Raw genomic sequence first — 22,889 nt, 5'->3', positions numbered from 1 at the left:
CGCAATGAATTGCGCCCCTACGGATTATAGCTTCCCGATTTCGTTGGCCGCCTTGGCAGCCAGGTCGTCGTATGCCTTCACCGCCTTGGAGCACATCTCGAAGTAGCGGTTGGTCTCGATCAGCTGAACCATCTCCTGGACGGTGTTCACGTTGGACTCCTCCAGGAATCCCTGCATCACCCGCTCGCCCCGCACTGGCTGGGGGGTGGCCTGGGGATCGGTGGGGACGAAGAGGGAGTTGCCACTCTTCTGGAAGGCATAGGGTTTGGGGAAATCAACCACGTTGAGGGCGCCGACCTGGCTCCCGTCGACAAAGACTTCACCCTTGGCGTTGATATCGACCTTGCCGCCGTTGACGGTGATGGGGCCGCCGCCGAGGACTTCGTAGCCGTCGACGGTCACGAGCTTGCCGCCGGCATCGAGGTGAAAGTTCCCCTGCCGCGTATAGGCCCGCCCCTGGGGGGTGTTGACCACGAAAAAGCCGTCGCCGTCCAGGGCGAGGTCGAAGGTGTTGCCGGTCTGCTTCACCGGGCCGGCGGTGTAGTCGGTGAAGAAGGTGGTCTCGGAGTAGACCGGCGCGTCGGTGCCGCCGTTGGGACGGGGGATCGCCCCCGCGCTCTGGAGCATGCTCTCGAAGGTCATCCGGTCCTTCTTGAAACCGGCGGTATTGGCGTTGGCCAGGTTGTTGGAAAGTACGTCGAGCCGCTTCATGGCCGCGATGTTCCCCGAGAGTGCCGAATAGATGCCGCTGTTCATGGTCGCTCCTGTCGCCTATCTCATGTTCTTCATCTTCGCCCGCAGCCGGACGATGGCCTGGCTGTGGAGCTGGGAGATACGCGATTCGGACAGCTCCAGCACCGCGCCGATCTCCTTCAGGTTCAGTTCCTCGTAGTAGTAGAGGGTGATGACGAGCCGCTCCTTCTCCGGCAGCCCTTCGATGGCCGTGGTGAGGGATTCGAGCATCTGCCGCGCCATGAGCTGGCTCTGGGGGTTTTCGGTCCCCTTGTCCTCCAGGATGTCCAGGAGCCCGAAGGGGCTGCCGTCCTCATCCTCCCACGCCTCGTCGAGGCTCACGAAGGAGAGGAGGTGGATCTCCTCCAGCATCTGGTGATACTCGTCCACGCTGATCTGCAGGGCCGCCGCCACCTCCTCGCTGGTGGGGTTGCGCCCGAAGCGGTGCTCCAGCATGGCGAACTCCCGCTCCAGCCGCTTGAACTTCTCCCGCAGCGAGCGGGTGAGCCAGTCCTGGGAGCGGAGCTCGTCGATGATCGTGCCGCGGATCCGCTGCTCGGCGAAGGTCTTGAACTGGACCCCCCGGGAGGGATCGAACCGCTCGGCGGCGGTGATGAGGCCGATGATGGCGGCGCTCATCAGATCTTCCTGGTCGAGATGCGGTGGGAGCTGGGAGGCGATCCTCCCCACGAGGAACTTGACCAGCGGCAGATGGGAGACGATCAGGTCGTCCCTGCTCTGGGCCGCGCCCCGTTGAGCTTCCTGCTCATATGCCTTCACCAGACAGTTCATGAGTTCTCCATGGCGGCACCGGAGCCGAGAAATCTCCGGAAGAAAAACTGGACGTTTCCTTTCAGCCTGCGCTCCCCTCCGTTCTCAAGCACACGCCGTGCCAGCGTCGTAAAACAGCCTGAAATCGGGGAGTCGGGGAAGAGCTCCACCACCGGCTTCTGGCTCTTCACCGCCTCCACAAGCATTTCGTCCTTGATGACGCAGCCGAGGTAATCGAGGGAGATGTCAAGAAAACGGCTCGTCACGTTGGAGAGTTTGGCAAAGACCTGGAGCGCATCGTCCGTATCCTTCGCCATGTTGACGAGGACCTTGAAATAGCGCTCCGAATGGCGGGTCGCCAGGAGCTTGATCAGGGCATAGACGTCGGTGATGGAGGTCGGCTCCGGCGTCACCACCACCACGATCTCCTGGGAGGCGGTATTGAAGTAGGCGACGTTCTCCGAGATCCCCGCCTCGGTGTCGACGATGAGGATGTCGAACTCTTCCTCCAGGGCATCGAGCTCGTCCATTATCTTGACGCGCTCCTGGAGCCCCAGGGAGGTAAAGTCGGGGAGCCCCGAGCCGGCGGGGATGATCCGGATGCCGCCGGGCCCCTCGACGATGATCTCTTCAAGCCGCTTCCTGCCTGAGAAGACGTCGTTCAGGGTGTAGTCGGGCGTCAGCCCCAGCAGCACGTCGATGTTGCCGAGGCCGAGGTCGGCGTCGATCACGAGGACCTTCTTCCCCCGGCTGGCAAGGGCAAGGGAGAGATTGACCACCACGTTGCTCTTGCCGACGCCCCCCTTGCCGCTGGTCACCGAGATGACCCTGACCCCCTTCGATCCCTTGTCGTCCTTGACCAGCGACGCCGCAGCCTTGCGCTGCTTCTTCACTGTGGTGGCCAGCTGGCGGAGGCTGTCGGCCTGATCCCCCGTCGTCTCCATGGCGTTCATTGCTTACTCTCCCCCAGAACGAGGCCGGCAAGCCTGCCGGCCGTGGCAATTTCAAGATCCTCGGGCACCCGTTGCCCGGTGGTGAAGAACGAAAGCGGAAACTTGGTCCGCAGATGGGCGTTGACGATGCAGCCGTAGCTCTCGCTCTCGTCGAGCTTGGTGAAGATGACCCGGCTGATGGGAAGGACGCCGAAGCGCTCCACGATCTCCTGCAGTTCCCGGTCCCGCGTTGTGGCCGCCAGGCAGAGGTGGATCTCGATGGCGAACTTCGATTCGAGGAATCCCTTCAGCTCCCCGATCTTCTCCATATCCTTGGGGCTTCTGCCGGCGGTGTCGATCAGGATCAGCTCCTTGTCGGAATGGAGCTCAATGGCCGCCTCCAGCTCCGCCGGCGTGGCCGCCACCTCGATGGGCACCCCCATGATCCGCGAATAGGTCTTGAGCTGCTCCACGGCGCCGACCCGGAAGTTGTCGATGGTGATGAGCGCCGCCCGGTGCCCCTCGCGGAGCGAATAGAGCGCCGCCAGCTTGGCGACGGTGGTGGTCTTGCCGACCCCCGTGGGCCCCACGAGGGCGATGATCCGCGGGCCGTTCTTCTTCAGACCCAGCGGCCCGGCGCACTTGATGACGCCCCTGAACGCCTGGGGGAGGAAGGAGCGGATCGTCTCCGCGGTCCCTCCCCGCTTGGCCTCGGGCTGCAGCTGCTCCATGACGGCCCGCACCGCCCCCCGCTCCAGCCCCTTGCGGTGGAGATCGCTCATCACCATCCGGAGCGCTCCCTTGAAGCCTCCCCCTTTGCCTTCGCCCGGCTCGGCCCCCTTCGCCCTGGGCGTCGCGGGCGCTGCCGCCGCCACGCCTTCCGTCGGGGCCTCGCCCCCCTCCCCCGCCTCTTTGGCGGCAAGGGTCTTGAAGAGGAGCTTCTTCATCTCCTCCAGATCCTGCCTGGCGATCGGCTTCCCTCCCAGCTCCACGGCGCTTTCCGCTGCCGGCTGAACCGTCACCGGCTTCACCACCGGCGCCTCGGTCGACGGCGCTGCCGGCGGGATGGCGGCGGTCTCCTTGCGGGTGAGGACCTCCACCCGCTCGCGCAGGTCCTTCAGCTCCCGGGCCAGGGGAGCGAGCATGGAGCTCTCCATCATCTCCTTGGCGGAGAGCTGCGGCTCCGGGGCCTCCCGGTAGGGATTCGGCGCCGGCTGCCGCGGCTTCACGTCGAGGGCGGCGGTCACCTGGACGACCGGCTTGCCGAAGAACCCGAAGAGCCCCTTCTTCTTCTCCTTCTTGGAGGAGATGATCATGGCGTCGGGGCCGAGTTCGGCCTTCACCATCCGCAGGGCCTCTGACATGTCTACCGCTTCGAATGTCTTAACCAGCATTGAGCGTTACCACCCCTAACGATTGGATTTTGATGTTGGACGGGATTTCGTTGTGCGACAGGACCGCCAGATTCGGAACGAACCGCTCGGTCAGCTTCTTGACATGGCGCCGGATCGACGGCGACGCGATCAGCACCGGGCTTGTCCCCACCTGGTTGAACTTCTCCATCTCCTGCCGGATGCCGGTCAGGATGTACTGGGCCGTGTTGGGCTCGATGGCGAGGTAGCTCCCCTGCTCCGACGGCTGGATCGCCTCGGCGACGATCTCTTCCACCCGGCGGTCGAGGCTCATCATACAGAGGGTCTCGTCCTCACGCTTGTACTGGTCCACGATGTAGCGTCCCAGGGCCTGGCGGACGAACTCGGTGAGGGTGTCCGGGTCTTTGGTGAGCCCGCCGTAGTCGGCCAGCGTCTCCAGGATCGTCCGGAGGTCCCGGATGGAGACCCCCTCGCGCAGGAGGTTCTTGATGACCCGCAGCACCGTCCCGAGGTTCAGCAGCGACGGCACCAGTTCGTCCACCACCTTCGGGAAGCTGGAGGAGAGGTTGTCGAGGAGCTGCTGGAGCTCCTGGCGCCCCACCATCTCGTGGGCGTGCTTCTTGATGATCTCGCTGATGTGGGTGGCGATGATCGTGGTGCTGTCCACCACGGTGTAGCCGTAGAGCTGGGCCTGCTCCTTCGCGTCGGCCCGGATCCAGATGGCGGGGAGGCCGAAGACCGGCTCGGTGGTCCGCACCCCCTCCACCTGGCCGCTCACCGCCCCGGAATCCATGGCCAGGTACTGGCCGGAGAGCTCGCCGCCGCCGACCTTCGCCCCCTTGATCATGATGCAGTACTCGTTGGGCTTCAGCTGCAGGTTGTCGTGGATGTGGATCGGCGGCACCACAAACCCCATCTTCTGGGCGAACTGGCGCCGGATGGAACGGATCCGCTCCAGGAGCTCCCCCTCCTGGGCCGCGTCCACCATCGGCACGAGGCCGTAGCCGACCTCCAGCTCCAGCATATCGAGGGGACGGATGGCGGCGGCCGCCGGGTCCCCCGCCTCGCCGGCTTCGTGGGGAGCGGGGAGGGCCGTCAGTTCGTCCTCCACCACCTGGGCCCCTTCCTTGGCCATCCGGCCGGCGAAGATGGCGGCCCCCGCGAGGAGGAAGAAGGCGAAGTGGGGGAGCCCCGGAATGAGGCCGAAGGCGAAGAGGACCCCGCCGGAGACGTAGAACGCCTTGGGGTAGTTGAGGAACTGGCCGGTGATCTCGTGGCCGAAGCTCTTCTCGTCGGCAGAACGGGTGACGATGATGCCGGCGGCGGTGGAGATGATGAGGGCCGGGATCTGGGCCACGAGCCCCTCGCCGATGGTGAGGAGGGTGTAGTTGGAGAGGGCGGCGTCCAGCGGCATCCCGTTCTGCCAGACCCCGATCACGAAGCCGCCGATGATGTTCACCAGCATGATCAGGATGCCGGCCACGGCATCGCCCCGGACGAACTTGCTGGCACCGTCCATGGAGCCGTAGAAGTCGGCCTCCCGGGAGACCTTGGTCCGGCGACGGCGGGCCTCCTTCTCGTTGATGAGCCCGGAGGAGAGATCGGCGTCGATGGCCATCTGCTTCCCCGGCATGGCGTCGAGGGTGAAGCGGGCCGCCACCTCCGCCACGCGGCCGGCACCCTTGGTGATGACCACGAAGTTGATGATGACGAGGATCAGGAAGATGACCGCCCCGACCACGTAGTTCCCCCCCACCACGAACTGGCCGAAGGCCTTGATCACGTGGCCGGCCGCATCGACCCCTTCGTTGCCGTGGAGGAGGATGAGTCGCGTCGAGGCGATGTTGAGGGCAAGTCGGTAGAGGGTCGTGACGAGGAGCACCGACGGAAAGACGGAGAAGTCGAGGGGCTGCTGGGTGTAGAGGGCCACGAGGAGGATGGCGAGGGCAACGGTGATGTTTCCCGCCAGGAAGATGTCGAGGAGAAACGACGGCAGCGGGACGATCATCAGGGCCAGGACGCCGATGAGCGCCACTGCCATGTAGATGTCCGCGTTGCTTTTTGCGGGCTGAAGATTGTATGCTTCTGCCGTCGGTGGGGCCACTGAAAAATCTCCTCGAAAATTCGGGTACTTTTACCGTGCACCACCGATTGTGCAACCGTTGTGCCAGAGCGACGGGAGCAGCGGCAAATCCCCCCGTGGGCTTTTTTTAGCGGAAAGACTCAAGAAACGGGACAATCGGCCGATAAGAATTAATCCCGGCATAGCAGACGGCATTTTGTTACGAATTAGTCAAGGTTTTGACTCCACCATGCCTCACGCTCCTGAATAGCGCCGAAAGGGCGACTACGCACCATCGCCCTCCGCTCGACAAGAAAAAGCCGCTCTCCCTTCGGGAAGAGCGGCTCGATGTAAGTGGCATGGTTTTCCTTACCGCAGATCGGCAGGCGGGGATGGGCCGGGCATCTCACCTGGCCGTGCAGGCGGCCGGCTCATGTCCTCGGCTCCGTCCGGGTGATGACGCTGCGATGCTTCAACCCGAGCAACTCACGCGCTTCGGCCATTGCCGTGGCGAAGCCATCCTTGCTGGTGCGAAATATTGCGTTGGGCTCTCCATCCTCATCCCAAGGCCAGCCGGTTCGTACGATCATGATCAGACGCTCTTCGAGCTCGTCCACCCGCTTGCCGAGCTCACCGAAGTCCTTCTCCACGTCAGACAGCAGCGAAAGGTCTATCGTTCCGTTCCCCAGGCTGGCTTTCAGTCTCTCCAGTGCATTAGACATGATATTCACCTCACACGTAGTCCCGGTCTGGCGCCAGATCTTCTCCCTGACGCCGCGCGCCATCTCTCCCCTGGCCTAACCGTCCGGGTACCGATGTTGATGGTCGTAGGATGCACGGCGACCTGTGCCGTGCACCACCTTACGGCCCGTGCACCTCGAACGCCCGCCGGTACTCCCGCACGAGCCGCCCTTCGTCCACGCTCTCGATGAAGCCCCAGGGGAGCGGCTCGTCCAGCGGGATGGTGCGGTGGACGAGAAGGTCGGGGGGGGGGTCGAACTCCCGGGCCGCCCGCTTCCAGCTGCCGAGTTCGGCGGCGCGCAGGAGGAACGCGGAGAGGCGCCGGTCTCCCCGGGAGAGGAGGGCCTGGAGCCAGGCGTCCTTCGGGCTTTCGGCCTGGAGACGGACGTTGGAGAGCTTCCCCACCGCCTGGTGGAGGTATTTGAGCTTTTTCTCCAGGGACGCCGTCTCCTCCATCCCGCACCACTGGAATGGCGTGAACGGTTTCGGGACAAAGGGATTCACCGAGAGGACGATCTCCCCGAGGCGCTTGTTCTTCTTTGCCGCGGCAATCACCCGTTCGCGGATCTTCCCCACGAGCAGGGCCAGTTCCTCCAGGTCGGTCATGGTCTCGGTGGGGAGTCCGATGATGAAGTAGAGCTTCAGGTTCAGGATGTCGTGGCCGATGAGGAGGTCGCAGGCGTCGAGGATCTGCCCCTCGGTCAGGTTCTTGTTGATCAGGTCCCGCATCCGCTGGCTCCCCCCCTCGGGGGCCAGGGCGACGGTCTTGTGGCCGCTCGCCTTCAGGACCTCGATCATCTCCCCGTCGAGACGGTCGATCCGGAGCGAGGAGACCGAGACCTTCCCCCCCCCGTCGCGGATGAAGCGGCAGAGCTCGCCGAGCTCCCGGTGGTCGGAGACCGCCGCACCCACGAGGCCGATCTTATGCCGCCGGGCGAGCCCCTCCGCCACCTGCTCCTTGAGTGCCTCCAGCGATCGCTGCCGGTAGGGGAGGTAGATGAAGCCCGCGGCGCAGAAGCGGCAGCCCCGGGGACAGCCGCGGGAGACCTCGATGAGGTACATGTCGGCGAACTCGGTCTCCTCCGTCAGGATCTCTGAGACGGTGGGGCGGACGTCGGGAGATTCCATCCAGAGCCGCCGCACCCGTTCCGGCGCCCCGCCGCGCGCCGTGCGCCCCGTGATCCGGACGCCGTCAAAGCTCACCCCGGAGAGTGAGGGGACGTAGATGCCGGGAAGCCGGCTGGCGGCGGAAAGGAAGGGAGGACGGTCGCCGACCCCCTCGGCTCGAATCAGGCCGAGGAGGCCGGGGAGGATCGCCTCTCCCTCGCCGACGCAGACCAGATCCATGAAGTCGGCCACCGGCTCGGGGTTGAGAAAGAGGGCGGCACCCCCGCCCATGACGAGGGGATCGGCGTCCTCGCGATCGGCGCTCCGCGCCGGGATGCCGGCCAGATCGAGAATGACGGGGATGTTGAGGTAATCGCTCTCGAAGGAGACGGAAAAGGCGACGATGTCGAAGGAAGAGAGGGGTTGCTGGGATTCGAGGGAGAGGAGGGAGCCTCCCGTCTTCCGGTACTCCCGCAGTTCGTCGGCATCGGGAAGGAAGGCCCGGTCGCAGAGGACGTCGGACTCGGTGTTCAGGAGGGCATGGACCGTCTGGAACCCCAGGTTGCTCATGCCGACGGCGTAGCGGTTGGGGTAGACGAGGCAGACGGTCAGCTTGCCGCCCCGCCGTTTCGGCGCGGCGCCTTCTTCACCGGCAAGGAGCTGGCGGTGTTTTTCGATGATTTTCCACGACATGAATGAAACCGTACCACGAAGGGGGGCGGTGCCGGAAGGGGAAAAAGACCCGGTCCCCCTGGAGGGGGTAGGCGGGGGACCGGGGAATGAAAGCGTTGTCCAAACTCGAAAGGTCGGACGGCACGCCGCCGGAAGAACCATCAGGCGCCGGCGACATGCCGCCCCGCAGGGTTAGTCGACCGACTTCCGCAGGAACGTCGGAATATCGTACTGGTCGTCTTCCTCGGAGAAGATGTTGCGCTGCCGGGTGTAGGCCTCGCGCTGCTGCTTCTCGCGGATGAAGGTCGGGGTGTCGCGGTTCGGCTCCTGGCGGCTGGCGAGCGGGGTGACGTTCTTCATCTCCTGGCGCCCCTTCTCCAGGTCAAACCGGTCGCCGAAGCCGGTGACGACGGCGGTCACCTTGATCTGCTCGCCGAGGGTCTCGTCGATGGCCATACCGACGATGATGATGGCGTCCTCGTGGACCTTCTCGTGGATCGCCCGGCTCACGGTCTGGAACTCGTCCATGGTCATGGAGGAGGAGCCGGTGATGTTGACCAGGACCCCCTTGGCGCCGGAGACGTCGATATCCTCGAGGAGGGGGCTGGAGATCGCCCGGTTGGCGGCGTCGGCGGCCCGGTTCTCGCCGGAGGCGATGCCGATCCCCATCATGGCCATGCCGCGCTCGCTCATGACCGTCCGGACGTCGGCGAAGTCGACGTTGATGAGGCCGTGGCCGGTGATGATCTCGGAAATCCCCTGGACCGCCTGGCGGAGCACGTCGTCGGAGGGGCGGAAGGCATCGAGGATCGACATCGACTTGCCGGCGAGGCTGATGAGCCGGTCGTTAGGGATCACCACCAGGGAGTCGACATGTTTCTTGAGCTCGCGGATCCCCTCGTCGGCCTTGTTGATCCGGTTGCGCCCCTCGTAGGTGAACGGCTTGGTGACCACCCCGACGGTGAGGGCGCCCACTTCCCGCGCCACTTCGGCGATGATCGGCGCCGCACCGGTCCCGGTGCCGCCCCCCATGCCGCAGGCGATGAAGATCATGTCGGCACCCTTCAGGGTCTCGGCCAACTGCTCCCGGTCCTCCAGGGCCGCCTCGCGCCCCTTGGTGGGATCAGCACCGGCCCCGAGCCCCTTGGTCAGCTGCCGACCGATCTGGATCTTCGCCGGAGCCCGGTTCGTGCGCAGCGCCTGCACATCGGTGTTGGCAACGATGAACTCCACCCCCTGGATGTTGTTCTCGATCATGGTGTTGACCGCATTCCCGCCGCCGCCACCGATGCCAACCACCTTGATCTTTGCGCACTGGTCAATGCTTTCGTCGAACTCGAACATACCCTACCCCCTTTTCCTTTCCTGTTGTTTTGTTTGAACTCTCATTGCATTCGAATAAAAAGACGTCCCAAGGAACCCCGTTCCTAGAAAAATTCTCCGAACCACTCCTTCATCCGCCGCGATACCCGCCGGAAGAGGTTTTCGTCGGTCTGGGCCGTGGGGAACTCGCGGATGCCGACGTTCTTGCTTCCGTAGACCACAAGGCCGACGCCGGTGGCGTAGACCGGCGAGTTGACGACGTCCACGAGCCCGCCGATCTGCTGCGGCAGCCCCCGGCGCACCGGCAGGTTGAAGACCTGCTCGGCCAGCTCCGGCATCCCTTCGAGGATGGTGCTGCCGCCGGTGATGACGACCCCGGAGGCGATCAGATCCTCGAACCCCGACTTGACGAGCTCGCGGTTGACGAGGGTGAATATCTCCTCCACCCGGGGCTCCAGGATCTCGGTGAGGAGCTGCCGTGAGAGGACCCGCGGCTTGCGGCCGCCGACGCTCGGCACCTCGATGGTCTCTTCCTTCCCCACCAGGGAGGCCATGCAGCAGCCGTACTTCTGCTTGATCTTCTCCGCCTCGGCCATGGGGGTGCGGAGCCCCACGGCGATGTCGTTGGTCAGGTGGTTCCCCCCCAGCGACAGGACCGACGTATGCTTGATGGCGCCGTCACAGAAGATGGCGATATCGGTGGTGCCGCCGCCGATGTCCACCAGCGCCACCCCCAGCTCCTTCTCGTCGGCGGAGAGGACCGACTCGGAGGAGGCGAGCTGCTCCAGCACGATGTCAGCCACGTCGAGCCCGGCCCGGTTGCACGCCTTGATGATGTTCTGGGCGCTGGCCACGGCGCCGGTGACGATGTGGACCTTCGCCTCGAGCCGCACCCCGCTCATGCCGAGGGGCTCGCGGATCCCGTCCTGGTCGTCGATGATGAACTCCTGGGGAAGGATGTGGATCACCTCGCGGTCCATGGGGATGGCGATTGCCTTAGCGGCGTCGATGACCCGCTTCACGTCCTCGGAGGTCACCTCGCGGTTCTTGATGGCGATGACCCCCTGGGAGTTGAACCCTTTGATGTGCCCGCCGGCGATGCCGGCGTAGACCGAACGGATCTCGCACCCCGCCATCAGTTCCGCCTCGGAAACCGCCTTCCTGATCGACTCGACGGTGCTCTCGATGTTGATCACCACCCCCTTGCGCATCCCGCGCGACGGGCTGGTGCCGATGCCGACGATGTCGATGCCGTCCTCGGTGACGTTGCCGACGATGGCGCAAATCTTCGTCGTGCCGATATCGAGGCCGACGATCAGGTTATCCCTTCTTCCCGACATAGTGTGTTCCCCCCTCCTGATTCTCTCTATCCCTTTTTCACGATGATCTTGTCATGGTAGTCGAGGTCGATGTACTGCAGCGCCGTCAGATTCCCCCTGAGCTCGCCGTAGATATGGGCCAACCGGGAAAGCTTCACGTCGAAGCCGTCGTTGCCGAGCCTCACCGGCACGCCGCCGGCGGCGGTGAAGAGCGTGAAGCCGAACCCCTTGTCGATGTGGATCTCGGAGACATCGGCCAGGGAAAAAGCCTGACTCTTCTGCAAAAGCCCCATCAAGGCCACCGACGCCGTGAGCGACTTTCTGGTCCCCTCCGGGTCCCGGGCCAGGTCGTCCTCGGTGACGCCGGTGATGACCGGGTAGTTGAGGCTGTCACCATGGGTCAGCGGCTTGAAGACCTCTCCCTTGGCGTCCAGATAGTAGAGAAACCCCATGTTCACCACCGCCACCGGCTCCCGCTCCGTCACCTCGAAGGCGAGGGTGTGGGGGAAGTAGCGCCGGACCTGCACCTTCTCGATCCAGGGATTCTTGGCAAGCTGCTCGCCGATGCGGCGAAGCCGAAGCCCGACCATCGAATCGCCTGCCTTGACCCCGGACTCGGCAATCACCTCGTCCCGCGTCAGGTGCTTCAGTTTCGAGACCTCGATCGTTTCAAGCTGCAGGACATTGATCCGCACGCGGGACGCACACCGGTACCCCTCGTAGCAGAGGATGCCGGCCACCGTAACGAGGAGCGCACCGCAGACGATCCGACTCCCCCACGTGACGAGGGGGCGCCAGTTGATCGGCTTCCGCTCCCGCTTCACGCGGTTGGCGTTGTTCGCCGGTTTGATCCGTGTCTTTACGTGTAGGTCGCGCATGAAATTCCGTTTTCGGGAGCCGGGATCTCCCCGCTACTCCCCGGCAGCAATCTTCAGCGAGGCGGAGCCGAGAATCCGTTCCACCAATTCTTCGAAGCCGATTCCCGCCTCTTTCTGGGCGATCTCCGGCAGCAGACTCAGGGAGGTCATTCCCGGCAGGGTATTGACCTCCAGGAGGAAACACTCTCCGGCTTCAGTCACGAGGAAATCGACCCGGCTGTGGCCGGAGCAGCCAAGGGCGCCGTGGGCCTTCTCCCCCTCGGCCAGGAGCTTCCGGTACAGCTCGGGTGCAAGGACCGGCGGACAGATATGCTCGGCCATGCCGTCGGTGTACTTGGCCTCGTAATCGTAGAACTCGTTCTTCGGCACGATCTCGATGGCCCCCATGGCGCGGTCGTCGAGGATCCCCACCTGGATCTCCCGGCCCTTCACGAACTGCTCCACGAGGATCTCCCGGTCGTACCGAAACGCCATCTCCAGGGCCGCGGGAAGGGCCGCGGCCGACCGCACGATGCTCACCCCCACCGACGACCCCTCCTGGGAAGGCTTCACCACCAGCGGAAACGAGAATCCGAGGGAGTCGACATCCGGCGTCTCTCCCCGGCGGAGCACCCGGTACGGGGCAACGGTGAGGCCACTGGCCGCAAAGACCTGCTTGGCAAAGATCTTGTTCATGGCAAGGGCGCTGGCGAGCACACCGGAGCCGGTGTACGGAATTCCCACGAGCTCCAGTGCACCCTGGACCGCACCGTCCTCGCCGTAGCGGCCATGGAGCGCGATGAAGGCAACGTCGATCCCCTCCCGAGCCAGAACCTGCGGGAGATCGCGGTCCATATCGACGGCGACGGCGTCATATCCCCGCACCCGGAGCGCCTGCAGGACCGCGGCGCCACTGGCAAGGGAAACCTCCCGCTCGGCGGAAAGCCCCCCCATAAGTACGCCTATTTTTTTGGTTTTCAATTCGTCTCGCGTCATGGTTCCCGCTTTGTGCCCTCGGTGAAGGGCGCTTCCTTAATTACGGCTCACCGACGATGCGCACCTCTTCTTCAAGAGACGTGCCGGTTTTCCGCTTTACTTCCTCTTTTATGCGGGCTGCCAGGGCCAGAAAATCGCCGGCGGTCGCTCCCCCCCGGTTGACGAGGAAATTGCTGTGCACCTCCGAGACCTGTGCACCTCCCTCCACTGCCCCCCGAAGCCCGCAATCGGCGATCAGCCGCCACGCCGTGCCCCCCTCGGGATTCTTGAAGAACGACCCGGCGTTGGGGTAGCCAACTTTTTGACTTATGGCCCGCTGGAGCCAGAGTTCCTCGACCCGCGCCCCCATCTCCCGCTCCGTCCCGGCCTCCAGCCGAAACGTCCCCTCAACGATGATCTCTCCCGGGATGAGACGGAGAAACCGGTAGCCGTAATCGAACTCGTCCCGCCGGGTCCGCCGCAGACGGCCATCGTGCAGCGTCACCAGCTCTTCGACCCGGTCGAGCACCGACCCGCCGTGGGCCCCGGCATTCATGGCCAGGGCACCGCCGATGCTGCCAGGGATGCCGTCGAGGAACTCAAGGCCGGCGAGCCCCTCCTGCATGAGAAACCGGACGAGTTCCCGGTTTGCCACCCCCGCCTCCACCCGAACCCGGTTCTCCGTGAGGCGTTCCCGGTCTGCCAGCCGTGTCAGGGAGATCACCACCCCCCGGATTCCCCCGTCCCGCACGAGGAGGTTGAACCCTCCCCCCACCACGAAAAACGGGGTGCCGGTCTCGGTCGCCACCGCCATCAGCTCCTGCAGGTCATCCCGGTCGGCCGGGGTGACGAAGAAGTCGGCCGGGCCGCCAACCTTGAGTGACGTGTGGCGCGCCATCGGCTCGTTCCGGAGGATTTCCCCCCTCACCCGGGCGCGGAGCGCGACGAAGAGATCGTCTGTCAAAGAGCGTCCTTCAGCTTCGGGAGCAGCGCCTCTCCCGCCTGCCAGATGTTTCCGGCGCCGAGGGTGAGGACGATGTCGCCGGGCTTCATGATCTTCGCGAGATGGTCCGGCAGCTCCTCCCGGTCGGCGACATAGGTCACGTCACGCTGGCCGTGGCGACGGATTTCCTCGGCGAGCCGCTCGGCGGAGACCCCCTCGATGGGCGCCTCTCCGGCCGCGTAGATGTCGGTCAGCACCAACACGTCGGCGTCGTAGAAGCATTTCACGAACTCGTCGAAAAGCTCCCTGGTCCGGCTGAAGCGGTGGGGCTGGAACGCCACCACGAGCCGCCGCTCGGGCCAGCCGCTCTTCCCCGCGGCAAGGGTGGCCCGGATCTCTGCCGGGTGATGGCCGTAGTCGTCGACGACGGTGATGCCGTTCACCTCCCCCTTTATCTGGAAGCGCCGCCCCACACCTCCGAACGTGGCGAAGCCCTCCTGGATCTGGGTAAAGGGGACATCGAGTTCCATCGCCACGGCGATGCAGGCGAGGGCGTTCAGGACGTTGTGGGCGCCGGGCATGGCGAAGGTCACCTCACCCATCCGGTACCCCTTGTAATGGGCGACGAAGGAAGTGGTTCCCCCTTCGAGGCGGATATGGGTCGCCCGGATGTCGGCCTGGGAGGAGAGGCCGTAGGTGACGAAGCGCTTCTTCACCCGGGGAAGGATGTCGGCGACGTTGCGGTCCTCCAGGCAGAGCACTGCCAGACCGTAGAACGGGATCTTGTTGATGAAGTCGACGAAGGTCGTCTTGATCTGGTCGATGCCGCCGGTATAGAAATCGAGGTGATCGGCATCGATGTTGGTCACCACGGCGATGGTCGGCGAGAGCTTCAGGAACGAGCCGTCCGATTCGTCCGCCTCCGCCACGAGGAACTTCCCCTGGCCGAGCTTGGCGTTGGTGCCGAGGGTATTGAGCTTGCCGCCGATGACGATGGTCGGATCGATCCCGCCGTGGGTCAGGACCGTCGCCACCATGGAGGTGGTGGTGGTCTTGCCGTGGGTGCCGGCGATGGCGATCCCGTACTTCATCCGCATCAGTTCCGCCAGCATCTCGGCCCGAGGGATCACCGGGATCATGCGCCGTTTGGCCTCCACCACCTCGGGGTTGTCGTCGTGGACCGCCGTGGAGGTGACCACCACATCGACGACGGTGAGGTTCTCACGGGCGTGGCCGTAGTAGATCTCCCCGCCGAGGGCGGCGAGGCGGTCGGTGGTATCGGATTTTCTCAGGTCGGAGCCCGACACCTTGTAACCCAGGTTGAGGAGCACCTCGGCGATGCCGCTCATCCCGATGCCGCCGATGCCTACGAAGTGAATTTTTTCGATCTTTCCGTACATTGCGCCTTCTTTTCGTGGAGGGGAGCTGCTTGCCGCGCCCCTACTGTTTCTTTGCCTTCAGCATCTCGTCGACGATGGTCTGGGCGGCGGCGAGCCGCGCCAGCCCCTTGGCCGCGTCCCCCATGGCCCGCAGCTTCGCCGGGTCGTCCATCAGTTCCCGGATCGTCCGCGCCAGCAGTTCGCCGGTGAGTTCCTTTTCGATGATCACGAGACCGGCCCCGCACTTGAGGAGCGCCTCGGCGTTGCGGCGCTGGTGGTCGTCGACGGCATGGGGGTACGGGATGAAGATGCACGGCTTGCCGCAGGCGGTGATCTCCGCGATGGTGGTGGCGCCGGCCCGGCAGACGATCAGGTCGGCCCACCGGTAGGCATCGGCCATGCCGTCGATGAACGGCACCGCATCGGCCTGGAATCCGTGTTCCTCATAGGCCGCCGTCACATCCTCCAGGTCGTTCTCGCCGGTCTGGTGGGTAATCCGCAGCCGCCCCTTCGCTTCCCCCAGAAACGGCAGAACCTCCGCTAGGGTCAGGTTGATCCGGTGGGCGCCGGAGCTCCCGCCAAAGACCAGGAGGTGGAAGGCATCATCCTGCCGCTCGTCCGCTCCTCCGTCGACCACCTGCTCAAGGATCTGCCGGCGCAGGGGGTTGCCGGTGAGGAGCGTCCGCCCCTCCGGAAAGAACTTCCGAGACTCCTCCAGGGAGATGAAGACCTGGTCGGCCACCGTGGCGAGCATCTTGTTGGTGAAGCCGGGAATCGCGTTCTGCTCGTGGATGAAGCGGGGAATCTGCATCCCCTTGGCCGCCAGGAGCGCCGGTGCCGAGGCGTACCCGCCGACTCCGAGGACCAGGTCCGGGCGGAACTCCTTCAGGATCTTCCGTGACTGGGCGTAGCCGTAGAGGAACATGGCAAGTCCCTTTGCCCGGGCGACGTTCCCCTTGCCGCGGATGCCGGCGGCGGTGATGCACTCCAGGGGGTAGCCGAGCTTCGGCAGTACCCGCGCCTCGATCCCCTTCCAGGTCCCCACGAAGAGGACCTCGTTCCCCTTCGTGCGGCCCAGGAACTCCTCCGCCACCGCAATTCCCGGGAAGAGATGGCCGCCGGTTCCTCCTCCGGCAATGAGCAGCTTCATGGTGTCCCCCTCATGCGGGTCGAGACGTTGAGGAGCACCCCGACGGCAAACAGCGTAACGAGCAGTGAACTTCCCCCGTAGCTGATGAAAGGGAGCGCCAGCCCCTTGGTCGGCAGAAGCCCCGTGACGACCGCCATGTTGACGAAGGCCTGGATGCCGAGCAGCGTGGCGATGCCGAAGGCGAGAAACCGCCCGAAGGTGTCCTCGGCCATGAGCGCCACCCGCACGCTGCGCAGCACGAGCATCAGGAACATGGCGGCGATGACGATGACCCCGATCAGCCCCAGTTCCTCGGCGGTCACCGAGAGGATGAAATCGGTGTGCGCCTCGGGTAGATAGAACATCTTCTGTTTCCCTTCGCCGAGCCCCTGGCCGATGATGCCGCCGTTGCCGAAGGCAAGCCACGACTGGATGATCTGGAATCCGGTGTCGGTCGGATCTTCCCACGGGTTGAGGAATGCCTTGATCCGCCGCATCCGGTATGACTCGGTCATGACGACGTAGCAGATGAACGGCACCGCCAGCACCCCCATGCCGAGGATGTAGCGGGGGCGCGTCCCGGCGACGAAGAGCATGATGAGGGCCACGACCCCCATGGTGAGCGCAGCCCCCAGGTCGTGCTGCTTGAGGAGGATCCCGAGGAGCACCGCCAGGAGCACCATGTAGGGGGCGAAGCCGGTGGAGAAGAACTTCACCTTTTCCTGCTTCTTGTCGAGGGAGTACGCCATATAGATGATGAGCGCGATCTTCGCCAGCTCCGACGGCTGGAAGTTGAAGCCTGGGAGCCGGATCCAGCGGGACGCCCCCTTGGCGGCGCCGCCGATCCCCGGGATGAAGACGAGAATGAGCATGGCAAGACAGCAGAGGAGGATCGGCACGGCGTATTCACGCCACTTGCGGTAGTCGAACCTCATGGCGAGAGTCATCACCCCGAACCCCATGAGGGCGTAGATCCCCTGCCGCTTCAGAAAGTAGAAGCCGTCGTGAAACTTCTTCGTTGCCATGACCGACGAGGCGGAATAGACCATCACCACCCCGAAGCAGGTGAGGGCCACCGCCATGAGGAGGATGACCAGGTCGTAGCGCTCGATCTCCTTGACGTTCACGCCGAGCTTCACGGAGTGCCTCCCCCGGCAAGGCCGTTGACCGCCGCCCGGAACCGCTGGGCGCGCTCCTCGTAATCGCGGAACATGTCGAAACTGGAGCAGGCCGGCGAGAAGAGCACCACCTCCCCCGGCACGGCCAACTCTGCAGCCAGCGCCACCGCCTCCTCAAGGGTTGCCGCCATCCGCGTGTCGGTGAGGTGGCCAAGCTCCCGGGCCATCCGCTCCTTCGCCTCGCCGATGAGGATCATGTGCCGCACCCGCTCCTGCACCAGCGGCGCGAGGGGGGCATAGCTCCCCCCCTTGTCCTTGCCGCCGGCGATGAGGGTGATGCCGGTGAAGCTGGCGAGGGCCTTCTCCACGCTCCCCACGTTGGTCGCCTTGCTGTCCTCGTAGTAGCGGACCCCGGCCAGCTCCCGCACGAGTTCCATCCGGTGGGGGAGGCCGCCGAACGCCTCCACGGCCGCCCGCGCCCGGGGCGCATCGCATCCCAGGAGGAGCGCCGCGGCGAGGGAGGCCATGATGTTCTCGATGTTGTGGACGCCGGTGATCCGGAACCGCTCCGTCGGGAACCGCTCCTCGCGGCCGGCGTGACGGAAGGTGATGACGCCGCTGCGGTGGAAGATCCCTTCGGCAAGCTCCTGCCGCTGGCTCATGGGGAAGACCGCCGCGCCGATGCGGCCGGCAAATCCCGCCACGATCGGATCGTCCATGTTGAGGACGGCCCAGTCCGCGGCGCCCTGGTTCTCGAAGACCCGGGCCTTGGCGTCGATGTATTCCTGAAAGGTGGCGTAACGATCGAGATGGTCCTCGGTGATATTGAGGAGCACCGCCACCGTGGGGCGGAACGCGCTGATCCACTCCAGTTGGAAGGAGCTGATCTCCACCACCACCCGCTCCACCGCCTCGCCGCTCTCCACCAGCTCAATGAGGGGATTGCCGATGTTTCCCCCCACGAAGGTCCGGAAGCCGCAGGCCGAGAAGATCTCGCCGGTGAGGGTCGTGGTGGTCGTCTTGCCGTTGGTGCCGGTGATGGCTACCATCGACGCGGCGATGAAACGGGACGCCAGTTCGATCTCAGTGATCACCTCGCGGCCGGCGTCCCGTGCCGCCTGCAGGTAAGGACTTTCCTGGGGGACGCCGGGGCTCACCACCACCGTGTCGGCGGCGGCGAAGTCCGCCTCGGCGTGCCGCCCCAGGACGTAGGTTACCGGCAGTCCGGCCAGCTCCCCCAGCGGCCCCGCCAGGGCGGCCTCATCCCGCAGGTCGGTCACCGTCACCCGGGCGCCCCGCGCCGCCAGGAAGCGGACCACCGCCACCCCGGTGCGGGCCAGACCGACGACGAGTATGTTTTTTCCAGCCAGTTCCATGTTATCTCAGCTTCAGCGTCGAAATGGCGACCAGCGCCAGGATGATGGTGATGATCCAGAACCGGACGATGATCTTCGGCTCCGCCACCCCCTTCAGTTCGAAGTGGTGGTGGATCGGTGCCATGCGAAAGATGCGCTTGCCGCGGTACTTGTACGACCCGACCTGGAAGATGACCGACAGCGCCTCGACGACGAATACCCCGCCGACGATGACGAGGAGCATCTCCTGCTTGGTGATGACCGCCAGGATGCCGAGCCCCCCACCCAGGGAGAGGGAGCCCACGTCCCCCATGAAGACCTCGGCGGGGTAGGCGTTGTACCAGAGGAAGCCGATCCCGGCCCCCACCATGGCCCCGCAGAGCACCGCCAGCTCCCCGGCCCCGGGTACGTACGAGATCTGCAAATAGCTGGAGAGTTTAGCATTCCCGGCAATGTAGGTAAACAGCAAATAGGTGGCGGCGTTGATCGCCACCGGGCCGATGGCCAGTCCGTCGAGACCGTCGGTCAGGTTCACCGCATTGCTCGCCCCGACGATCACGAGCATGGCGAACGGAATGTAGAAATAGGAGAGATCCGGATGGAGACGCTTGAAGAACGGCACCGCCAGATCGGTCGACATGCCCGCCACGAAGACCAGGTAGCAGACCGCCGCTCCGGCGATCAGAAACTGCCCCGCCATCTTCTGCCGCGGCGAGAGGCCCTTGGGGTTCTTCTCCACCACTTTCTTGTAGTCGTCGGTGAAGCCAATCAGTCCGTAGCCGACGATGACGAACAGCGTGGTCCAGACGTAGTGGCTGGTCAGGTCCGCCCAGAGCAGCGTGGGAATGACGATGGAGACGAGGATGAGAATCCCCCCCATGGTCGGCGTCCCCGACTTTTTCAGGTGCGACTCGGGTCCGTCGGTGCGGATCACCTGCCGCGCCTGGAGCGCTTCGAGCTTGCGGATCATCCAGGGGCCCATGATGAACGAGACCACGAGGGCGGTGATGACCGCGTAGATGGTCCGGAACGTCAGGTATTTGAAGACGTTCAGGATCCTGAAATCGCTGGCCAGAGGATAGAGCAGATGGTAGAGCATTAGGTCGGCCCCCCCTTCCCACAGGTCGTGGTCTCCATCGTCCTGACCCCCTCCGCGACCCTGTCCATGGCCATCCCCCGGGAACCTTTCACAAGAATGAACTCATTCGCACCGACGGTGCGCCGCAGATCCTGCACGATCTCCTCATGACTGGCGGCAATCACGAGGGAGCCTTCGGCCATCCCCCCCTCCCGGGCTCCGGCCGCCACGACCCCGGCCATGGGACCCAGCAGATAGAGCCGGTCGACACAGGTGGCGGCAAGGCGCCCCAATTGCCGGTGGGCCTCCTCCGCCCCCTCGCCGAGTTCGAGCATGTCGCCCAGAACCGCCACCGACCGATGCCCGTCGGCGATCTCACGCAGCGTGGTGAGTGCCGCCGCCATGGAGGCGGGGTTGGCATTGTAGCTGTCGTCGACGAGAACCACCCCCGCCACTTCCTCCAGGTTGAACCGGCGGGCATAGGGGTGGAATTCCCCGAGACCGCGGGCGATGGTCTCGGCGGAGATTCCGAGCACATGGGCCGCAGCAGCGGCGGCGAGGGCGTTGGCGACGTTATGCCTCCCGAAGGCCCGCAGGGTGACCGGTACCGCCGCATCCGGGAGCCTGAGCATGAACCGCTGCCCACCGATTCCCAGCCCCTCGATGGCTTCCGCCGTCACGTCGGCATTCCAGAGACCGAAGGATATCCGGCGCACCCCTTCGGGTGAGGGGCACCGGGCGATGAGCTGATCGGCGGCGTTGAATACCGCACATCCGCCCGGCTGGAGCCGGAGGAAGAGTTCCCCCTTCGCCTTCGCCACCCCCTCGACGCTGCCAAGCGTCTCCAGGTGAGCCGGGTAGGCGTTGGTGATGACCCCCACGTCGGGGCGGGCAATCTCCGCCAGCCGGTCGATCTCGCCGAACTCGCTCATCCCCATTTCAAGGACCGCCCAGCGATGGGCCGCGGTAAGCCGGAAAAGCATCTGCGGCACCCCGATGAGATTGTTGAGGTTCCCCTCGGTCTTGAGCCCTTCTCCCCCCACTGAAAGGATCGCCGCCAGCATCTCCTTGGTGGTCGTCTTGCCGTTGCTCCCGGTGACTCCCACGACCGGCAGGTCGAAACGCCGGCGGTGATACGAGGCAAGATCGCCCAGTGCCCGCAGCGTATCGTCCACCGCAATGCAGCACCCACCCGCGGGAAGGTTCCCCTCTTCGAGCCACCGCTTTTCGGCGAGCGTCACCCGCACCCCCCGGTCCCAGACGGAGCCGAGAAAATTGTGCCCGTCGAAGCGCTCGCCCCGCAGCGGCACAAAGAGCTCCCCCGGCTTTGCCAAGCGCGAATCAGTGGAGACCCCGGAGACCTCACCGGCCGCCTCTCCCACCGCAACGGCCCCTCCCGTCGCCTCGACTATCTCTGCAATGGTGAACAAGCCCGATTCCCCTCTAGTCCCGATCCCGCAGGGCGGCAGCCGCCTCTTCGCGGTCGTCGAAATGGTGTTTCACGGTCCCGATGATCTGGTAATCCTCGTGCCCCTTCCCCGCCAGCAGCACAATGTCTCCAGGGCGGGCCGTCTGGACGGCGAGCCGGATGGCGGCACGGCGCGACTCCAGGGCCGTAAACCCCTTTTCCGCAGTGCCGCCGGCATCTTCCGGACGAAACTCCCGCAGCCCCGTTCCCCGGATCCCCGCGAGGACCTCCGCGATGATCGCCGCCGGCTCCTCGGTGCGAGGGTTATCGGAGGTGACGATCGTCAGATCGCTGAAACGCCCGGCGATCTCTCCCATCACCGGCCGCTTCCCCCGGTCGCGGTCGCCGCCGCAGCCGAAGACCGTGATGATCCGCCCCGTCGCAATCTCCGCCACAGTTTCCAGAACATTCTCGAGGGCGTCGCCGGTATGGGCGTAGTCCACCAGCACCGTCACCCCCCGGTCGTTCTCGACCCGTTCCAGACGCCCCGGGACGCTGATGTTCCCACCGATGGCCGCCGCGATGGCCGCGAGGGGGATGTCGAGGGCGACACCCGCCGCCGCGGCAGCGAGAATATTGTAGAGATTGAACCGGCCGAGCAGCCGCGACCGGAAGGGGTGCGTCCCGGCCGGCGTCACCAGGGAGCCGGCGACACCATCCACTGTGAAGCTGACCTCCTCCGCCCGCACTGCCGCCCCGGCGGAGAGGCCGTAACTGATCACCGGCGCTGCGGCAACGGCGGCAAGGCGAAGACCGTAGGGATCGTCGATATTGATGACCGCCGCGCGCCGGGGCTTGCCGGCATCGGCCGCCAGGAGTTCGGTGAAGAGCCGCGCCTTGCTCCCGAAGTAGCTCTCCATGTCGTGATGATAGTCGAGATGGTCCCGCGTCAGGTTCGTGAAGATCCCGACGTCAAACCGGCAGCCGTCGACCCGGTGCTGTTCGAGGGCGTGGGAGGAGACCTCCATCACCACCCCAGCGGCCCCCAGGTCAACGAGCTCGCGGATGGTCCGCTGCAGGTCCACCGACTCGGGAGTGGTGTGGGGAGCGGGGATGACCCGCGCCCCGAACCGGTAGCTTATGGTCCCGAGCACCGCGGACGAAATGCCGGCTTGGGCCAGGATCGCCTCCACGAGATAGGTCGTGGTGGTCTTGCCGTTGGTGCCGGTGATGCCGATCACCGGTACGCCGCCGGTCGGATTGCCGTAGAAGGCGGCGGCGGCACGGGACATGGCGAGGCGGGCATCGTCGACCCGAAGCCATGTCATCCCTTCCGGCGCCCGCGACGGTTCTTCAAGCACGAAGGCGGCCGCGCCCCGCTCACGGGCTGCGGGGATGAAGTCGTGGCCGTCCGTGGCGCCCCCCCTTAAAGCGAAAAAGAGACCGCCGGGCTTTACCTGCCGTGAATCGTAGCAGAGCCCCTCGATCTCCCGCGCCAAATCCCCACCTGTTGCCGTGGGTCGTATGACCTGTGCCAGTTCATCCAGTCTCATGGTTCCTCACCGTTGAGTGCAAGTTCGTGCCCGGCCCCTGGCATCATGCGCTCGTTCCTCCG

19 protein-coding genes are annotated in these 22,889 nt (G+C 65.1%); all 19 read right to left on the bottom strand.

All coding sequences use genetic code 11. The features are described 5' to 3' along the window. Window positions 1–24: 24 nt before the first annotated feature. Window positions 25–756: a flagellar basal-body rod protein FlgF gene (gene flgF / locus GPICK_RS02425; protein ID WP_039740212.1), complete on the bottom strand. Its 732-nt coding sequence runs from the start codon at window positions 754–756 to the stop codon at window positions 25–27. A gap of 15 nt (window positions 757–771) precedes the next feature. Beyond that, window positions 772–1,524 carry a FliA/WhiG family RNA polymerase sigma factor gene (locus GPICK_RS02420; protein ID WP_039740210.1) on the bottom strand — a complete coding sequence of 251 codons (753 nt, stop codon included), beginning with the start codon at window positions 1,522–1,524 and terminating at the stop codon, window positions 772–774. Next, entirely contained in the window at window positions 1,521–2,456 is a 936-nt protein-coding gene (locus GPICK_RS02415; protein WP_039740208.1) for a MinD/ParA family protein, read from the bottom strand. The genes GPICK_RS02420 and GPICK_RS02415 overlap by 4 nt, the downstream gene beginning before the upstream one ends. Beyond that, entirely contained in the window at window positions 2,453–3,829 is a 1,377-nt protein-coding gene (gene flhF, locus GPICK_RS02410; RefSeq protein WP_039740206.1) for a flagellar biosynthesis protein FlhF, read from the bottom strand. Before flhF ends, GPICK_RS02415 begins: the two co-directional genes overlap by 4 nt. Next, window positions 3,819–5,849: a flagellar biosynthesis protein FlhA gene (flhA, locus tag GPICK_RS02405; protein ID WP_236685689.1), complete on the bottom strand. Its 2,031-nt coding sequence runs from the start codon at window positions 5,847–5,849 to the stop codon at window positions 3,819–3,821. Before flhA ends, flhF begins: the two co-directional genes overlap by 11 nt. Window positions 5,850–6,301: 452 nt before the next feature. Continuing rightward, complete coding sequence (locus GPICK_RS02400; RefSeq protein WP_144400023.1) at window positions 6,302–6,592, bottom strand: hypothetical protein; 291 nt, start codon at window positions 6,590–6,592, stop codon at window positions 6,302–6,304. Between the two features lie 139 nt (window positions 6,593–6,731). After that, window positions 6,732–8,411: a radical SAM protein gene (locus GPICK_RS02395; RefSeq protein ID WP_039740201.1), complete on the bottom strand. Its 1,680-nt coding sequence runs from the start codon at window positions 8,409–8,411 to the stop codon at window positions 6,732–6,734. 171 nt (window positions 8,412–8,582) lie between these two features. Further along, complete coding sequence (gene ftsZ / locus GPICK_RS02390; protein WP_039740199.1) at window positions 8,583–9,734, bottom strand: cell division protein FtsZ; 1,152 nt, start codon at window positions 9,732–9,734, stop codon at window positions 8,583–8,585. Between the two features lie 83 nt (window positions 9,735–9,817). Next, complete coding sequence (gene ftsA / locus GPICK_RS02385) at window positions 9,818–11,053, bottom strand: cell division protein FtsA (protein WP_039740197.1); 1,236 nt, start codon at window positions 11,051–11,053, stop codon at window positions 9,818–9,820. A 26-nt stretch (window positions 11,054–11,079) separates the two neighbouring features. Further along, a complete protein-coding gene (locus GPICK_RS02380; RefSeq protein WP_039740195.1) occupies window positions 11,080–11,910 on the bottom strand; it encodes a cell division protein FtsQ/DivIB in 831 nt (276 codons plus the stop codon). Window positions 11,911–11,943: 33 nt separating this feature from the next. Then, window positions 11,944–12,885, bottom strand: coding sequence for a D-alanine--D-alanine ligase (locus GPICK_RS02375; protein WP_039740193.1), 942 nt, complete (start codon window positions 12,883–12,885; stop codon window positions 11,944–11,946). A 40-nt stretch (window positions 12,886–12,925) separates the two neighbouring features. Continuing rightward, on the bottom strand, window positions 12,926–13,828 hold the full coding sequence (murB, locus tag GPICK_RS02370; protein WP_039740192.1) for a UDP-N-acetylmuramate dehydrogenase: 903 nt from the start codon (window positions 13,826–13,828) through the stop codon (window positions 12,926–12,928). After that, entirely contained in the window at window positions 13,825–15,207 is a 1,383-nt protein-coding gene (gene murC / locus GPICK_RS02365; RefSeq protein ID WP_039740190.1) for a UDP-N-acetylmuramate--L-alanine ligase, read from the bottom strand. The genes murB and murC overlap by 4 nt, the downstream gene beginning before the upstream one ends. 40 nt (window positions 15,208–15,247) lie before the next feature. Next, window positions 15,248–16,336, bottom strand: a complete 1,089-nt coding sequence (gene murG, locus GPICK_RS02360; RefSeq protein WP_039740187.1) for an undecaprenyldiphospho-muramoylpentapeptide beta-N-acetylglucosaminyltransferase — start codon at window positions 16,334–16,336, stop codon at window positions 15,248–15,250. Beyond that, complete coding sequence (gene ftsW, locus GPICK_RS02355; protein WP_039740186.1) at window positions 16,333–17,454, bottom strand: putative lipid II flippase FtsW; 1,122 nt, start codon at window positions 17,452–17,454, stop codon at window positions 16,333–16,335. The genes murG and ftsW overlap by 4 nt, the downstream gene beginning before the upstream one ends. After that, entirely contained in the window at window positions 17,451–18,809 is a 1,359-nt protein-coding gene (gene murD / locus GPICK_RS02350; protein ID WP_039740184.1) for a UDP-N-acetylmuramoyl-L-alanine--D-glutamate ligase, read from the bottom strand. The genes ftsW and murD overlap by 4 nt, the downstream gene beginning before the upstream one ends. A 1-nt stretch (window position 18,810) precedes the next feature. Further along, window positions 18,811–19,887 carry a phospho-N-acetylmuramoyl-pentapeptide-transferase gene (gene mraY, locus GPICK_RS02345; protein WP_039740182.1) on the bottom strand — a complete coding sequence of 359 codons (1,077 nt, stop codon included), beginning with the start codon at window positions 19,885–19,887 and terminating at the stop codon, window positions 18,811–18,813. Then, window positions 19,887–21,296: a UDP-N-acetylmuramoyl-tripeptide--D-alanyl-D-alanine ligase gene (locus GPICK_RS02340; RefSeq protein WP_039740180.1), complete on the bottom strand. Its 1,410-nt coding sequence runs from the start codon at window positions 21,294–21,296 to the stop codon at window positions 19,887–19,889. The genes mraY and GPICK_RS02340 overlap by 1 nt, the downstream gene beginning before the upstream one ends. A 13-nt stretch (window positions 21,297–21,309) precedes the next feature. After that, on the bottom strand, window positions 21,310–22,827 hold the full coding sequence (locus GPICK_RS02335) for a UDP-N-acetylmuramoyl-L-alanyl-D-glutamate--2,6-diaminopimelate ligase (RefSeq protein WP_039740179.1): 1,518 nt from the start codon (window positions 22,825–22,827) through the stop codon (window positions 21,310–21,312). Between the last annotated feature and the right edge of the window lie 62 nt (window positions 22,828–22,889).

Origin of the sequence: Geobacter pickeringii (assembly GCF_000817955.1) — a bacterium.
GTDB lineage: Bacteria > Desulfobacterota > Desulfuromonadia > Geobacterales > Geobacteraceae > Geobacter > Geobacter pickeringii.
The sequence above is the reverse complement of the archived record's forward strand: the minus strand, read 5'-3'. Positions and strand labels throughout refer to the sequence as shown.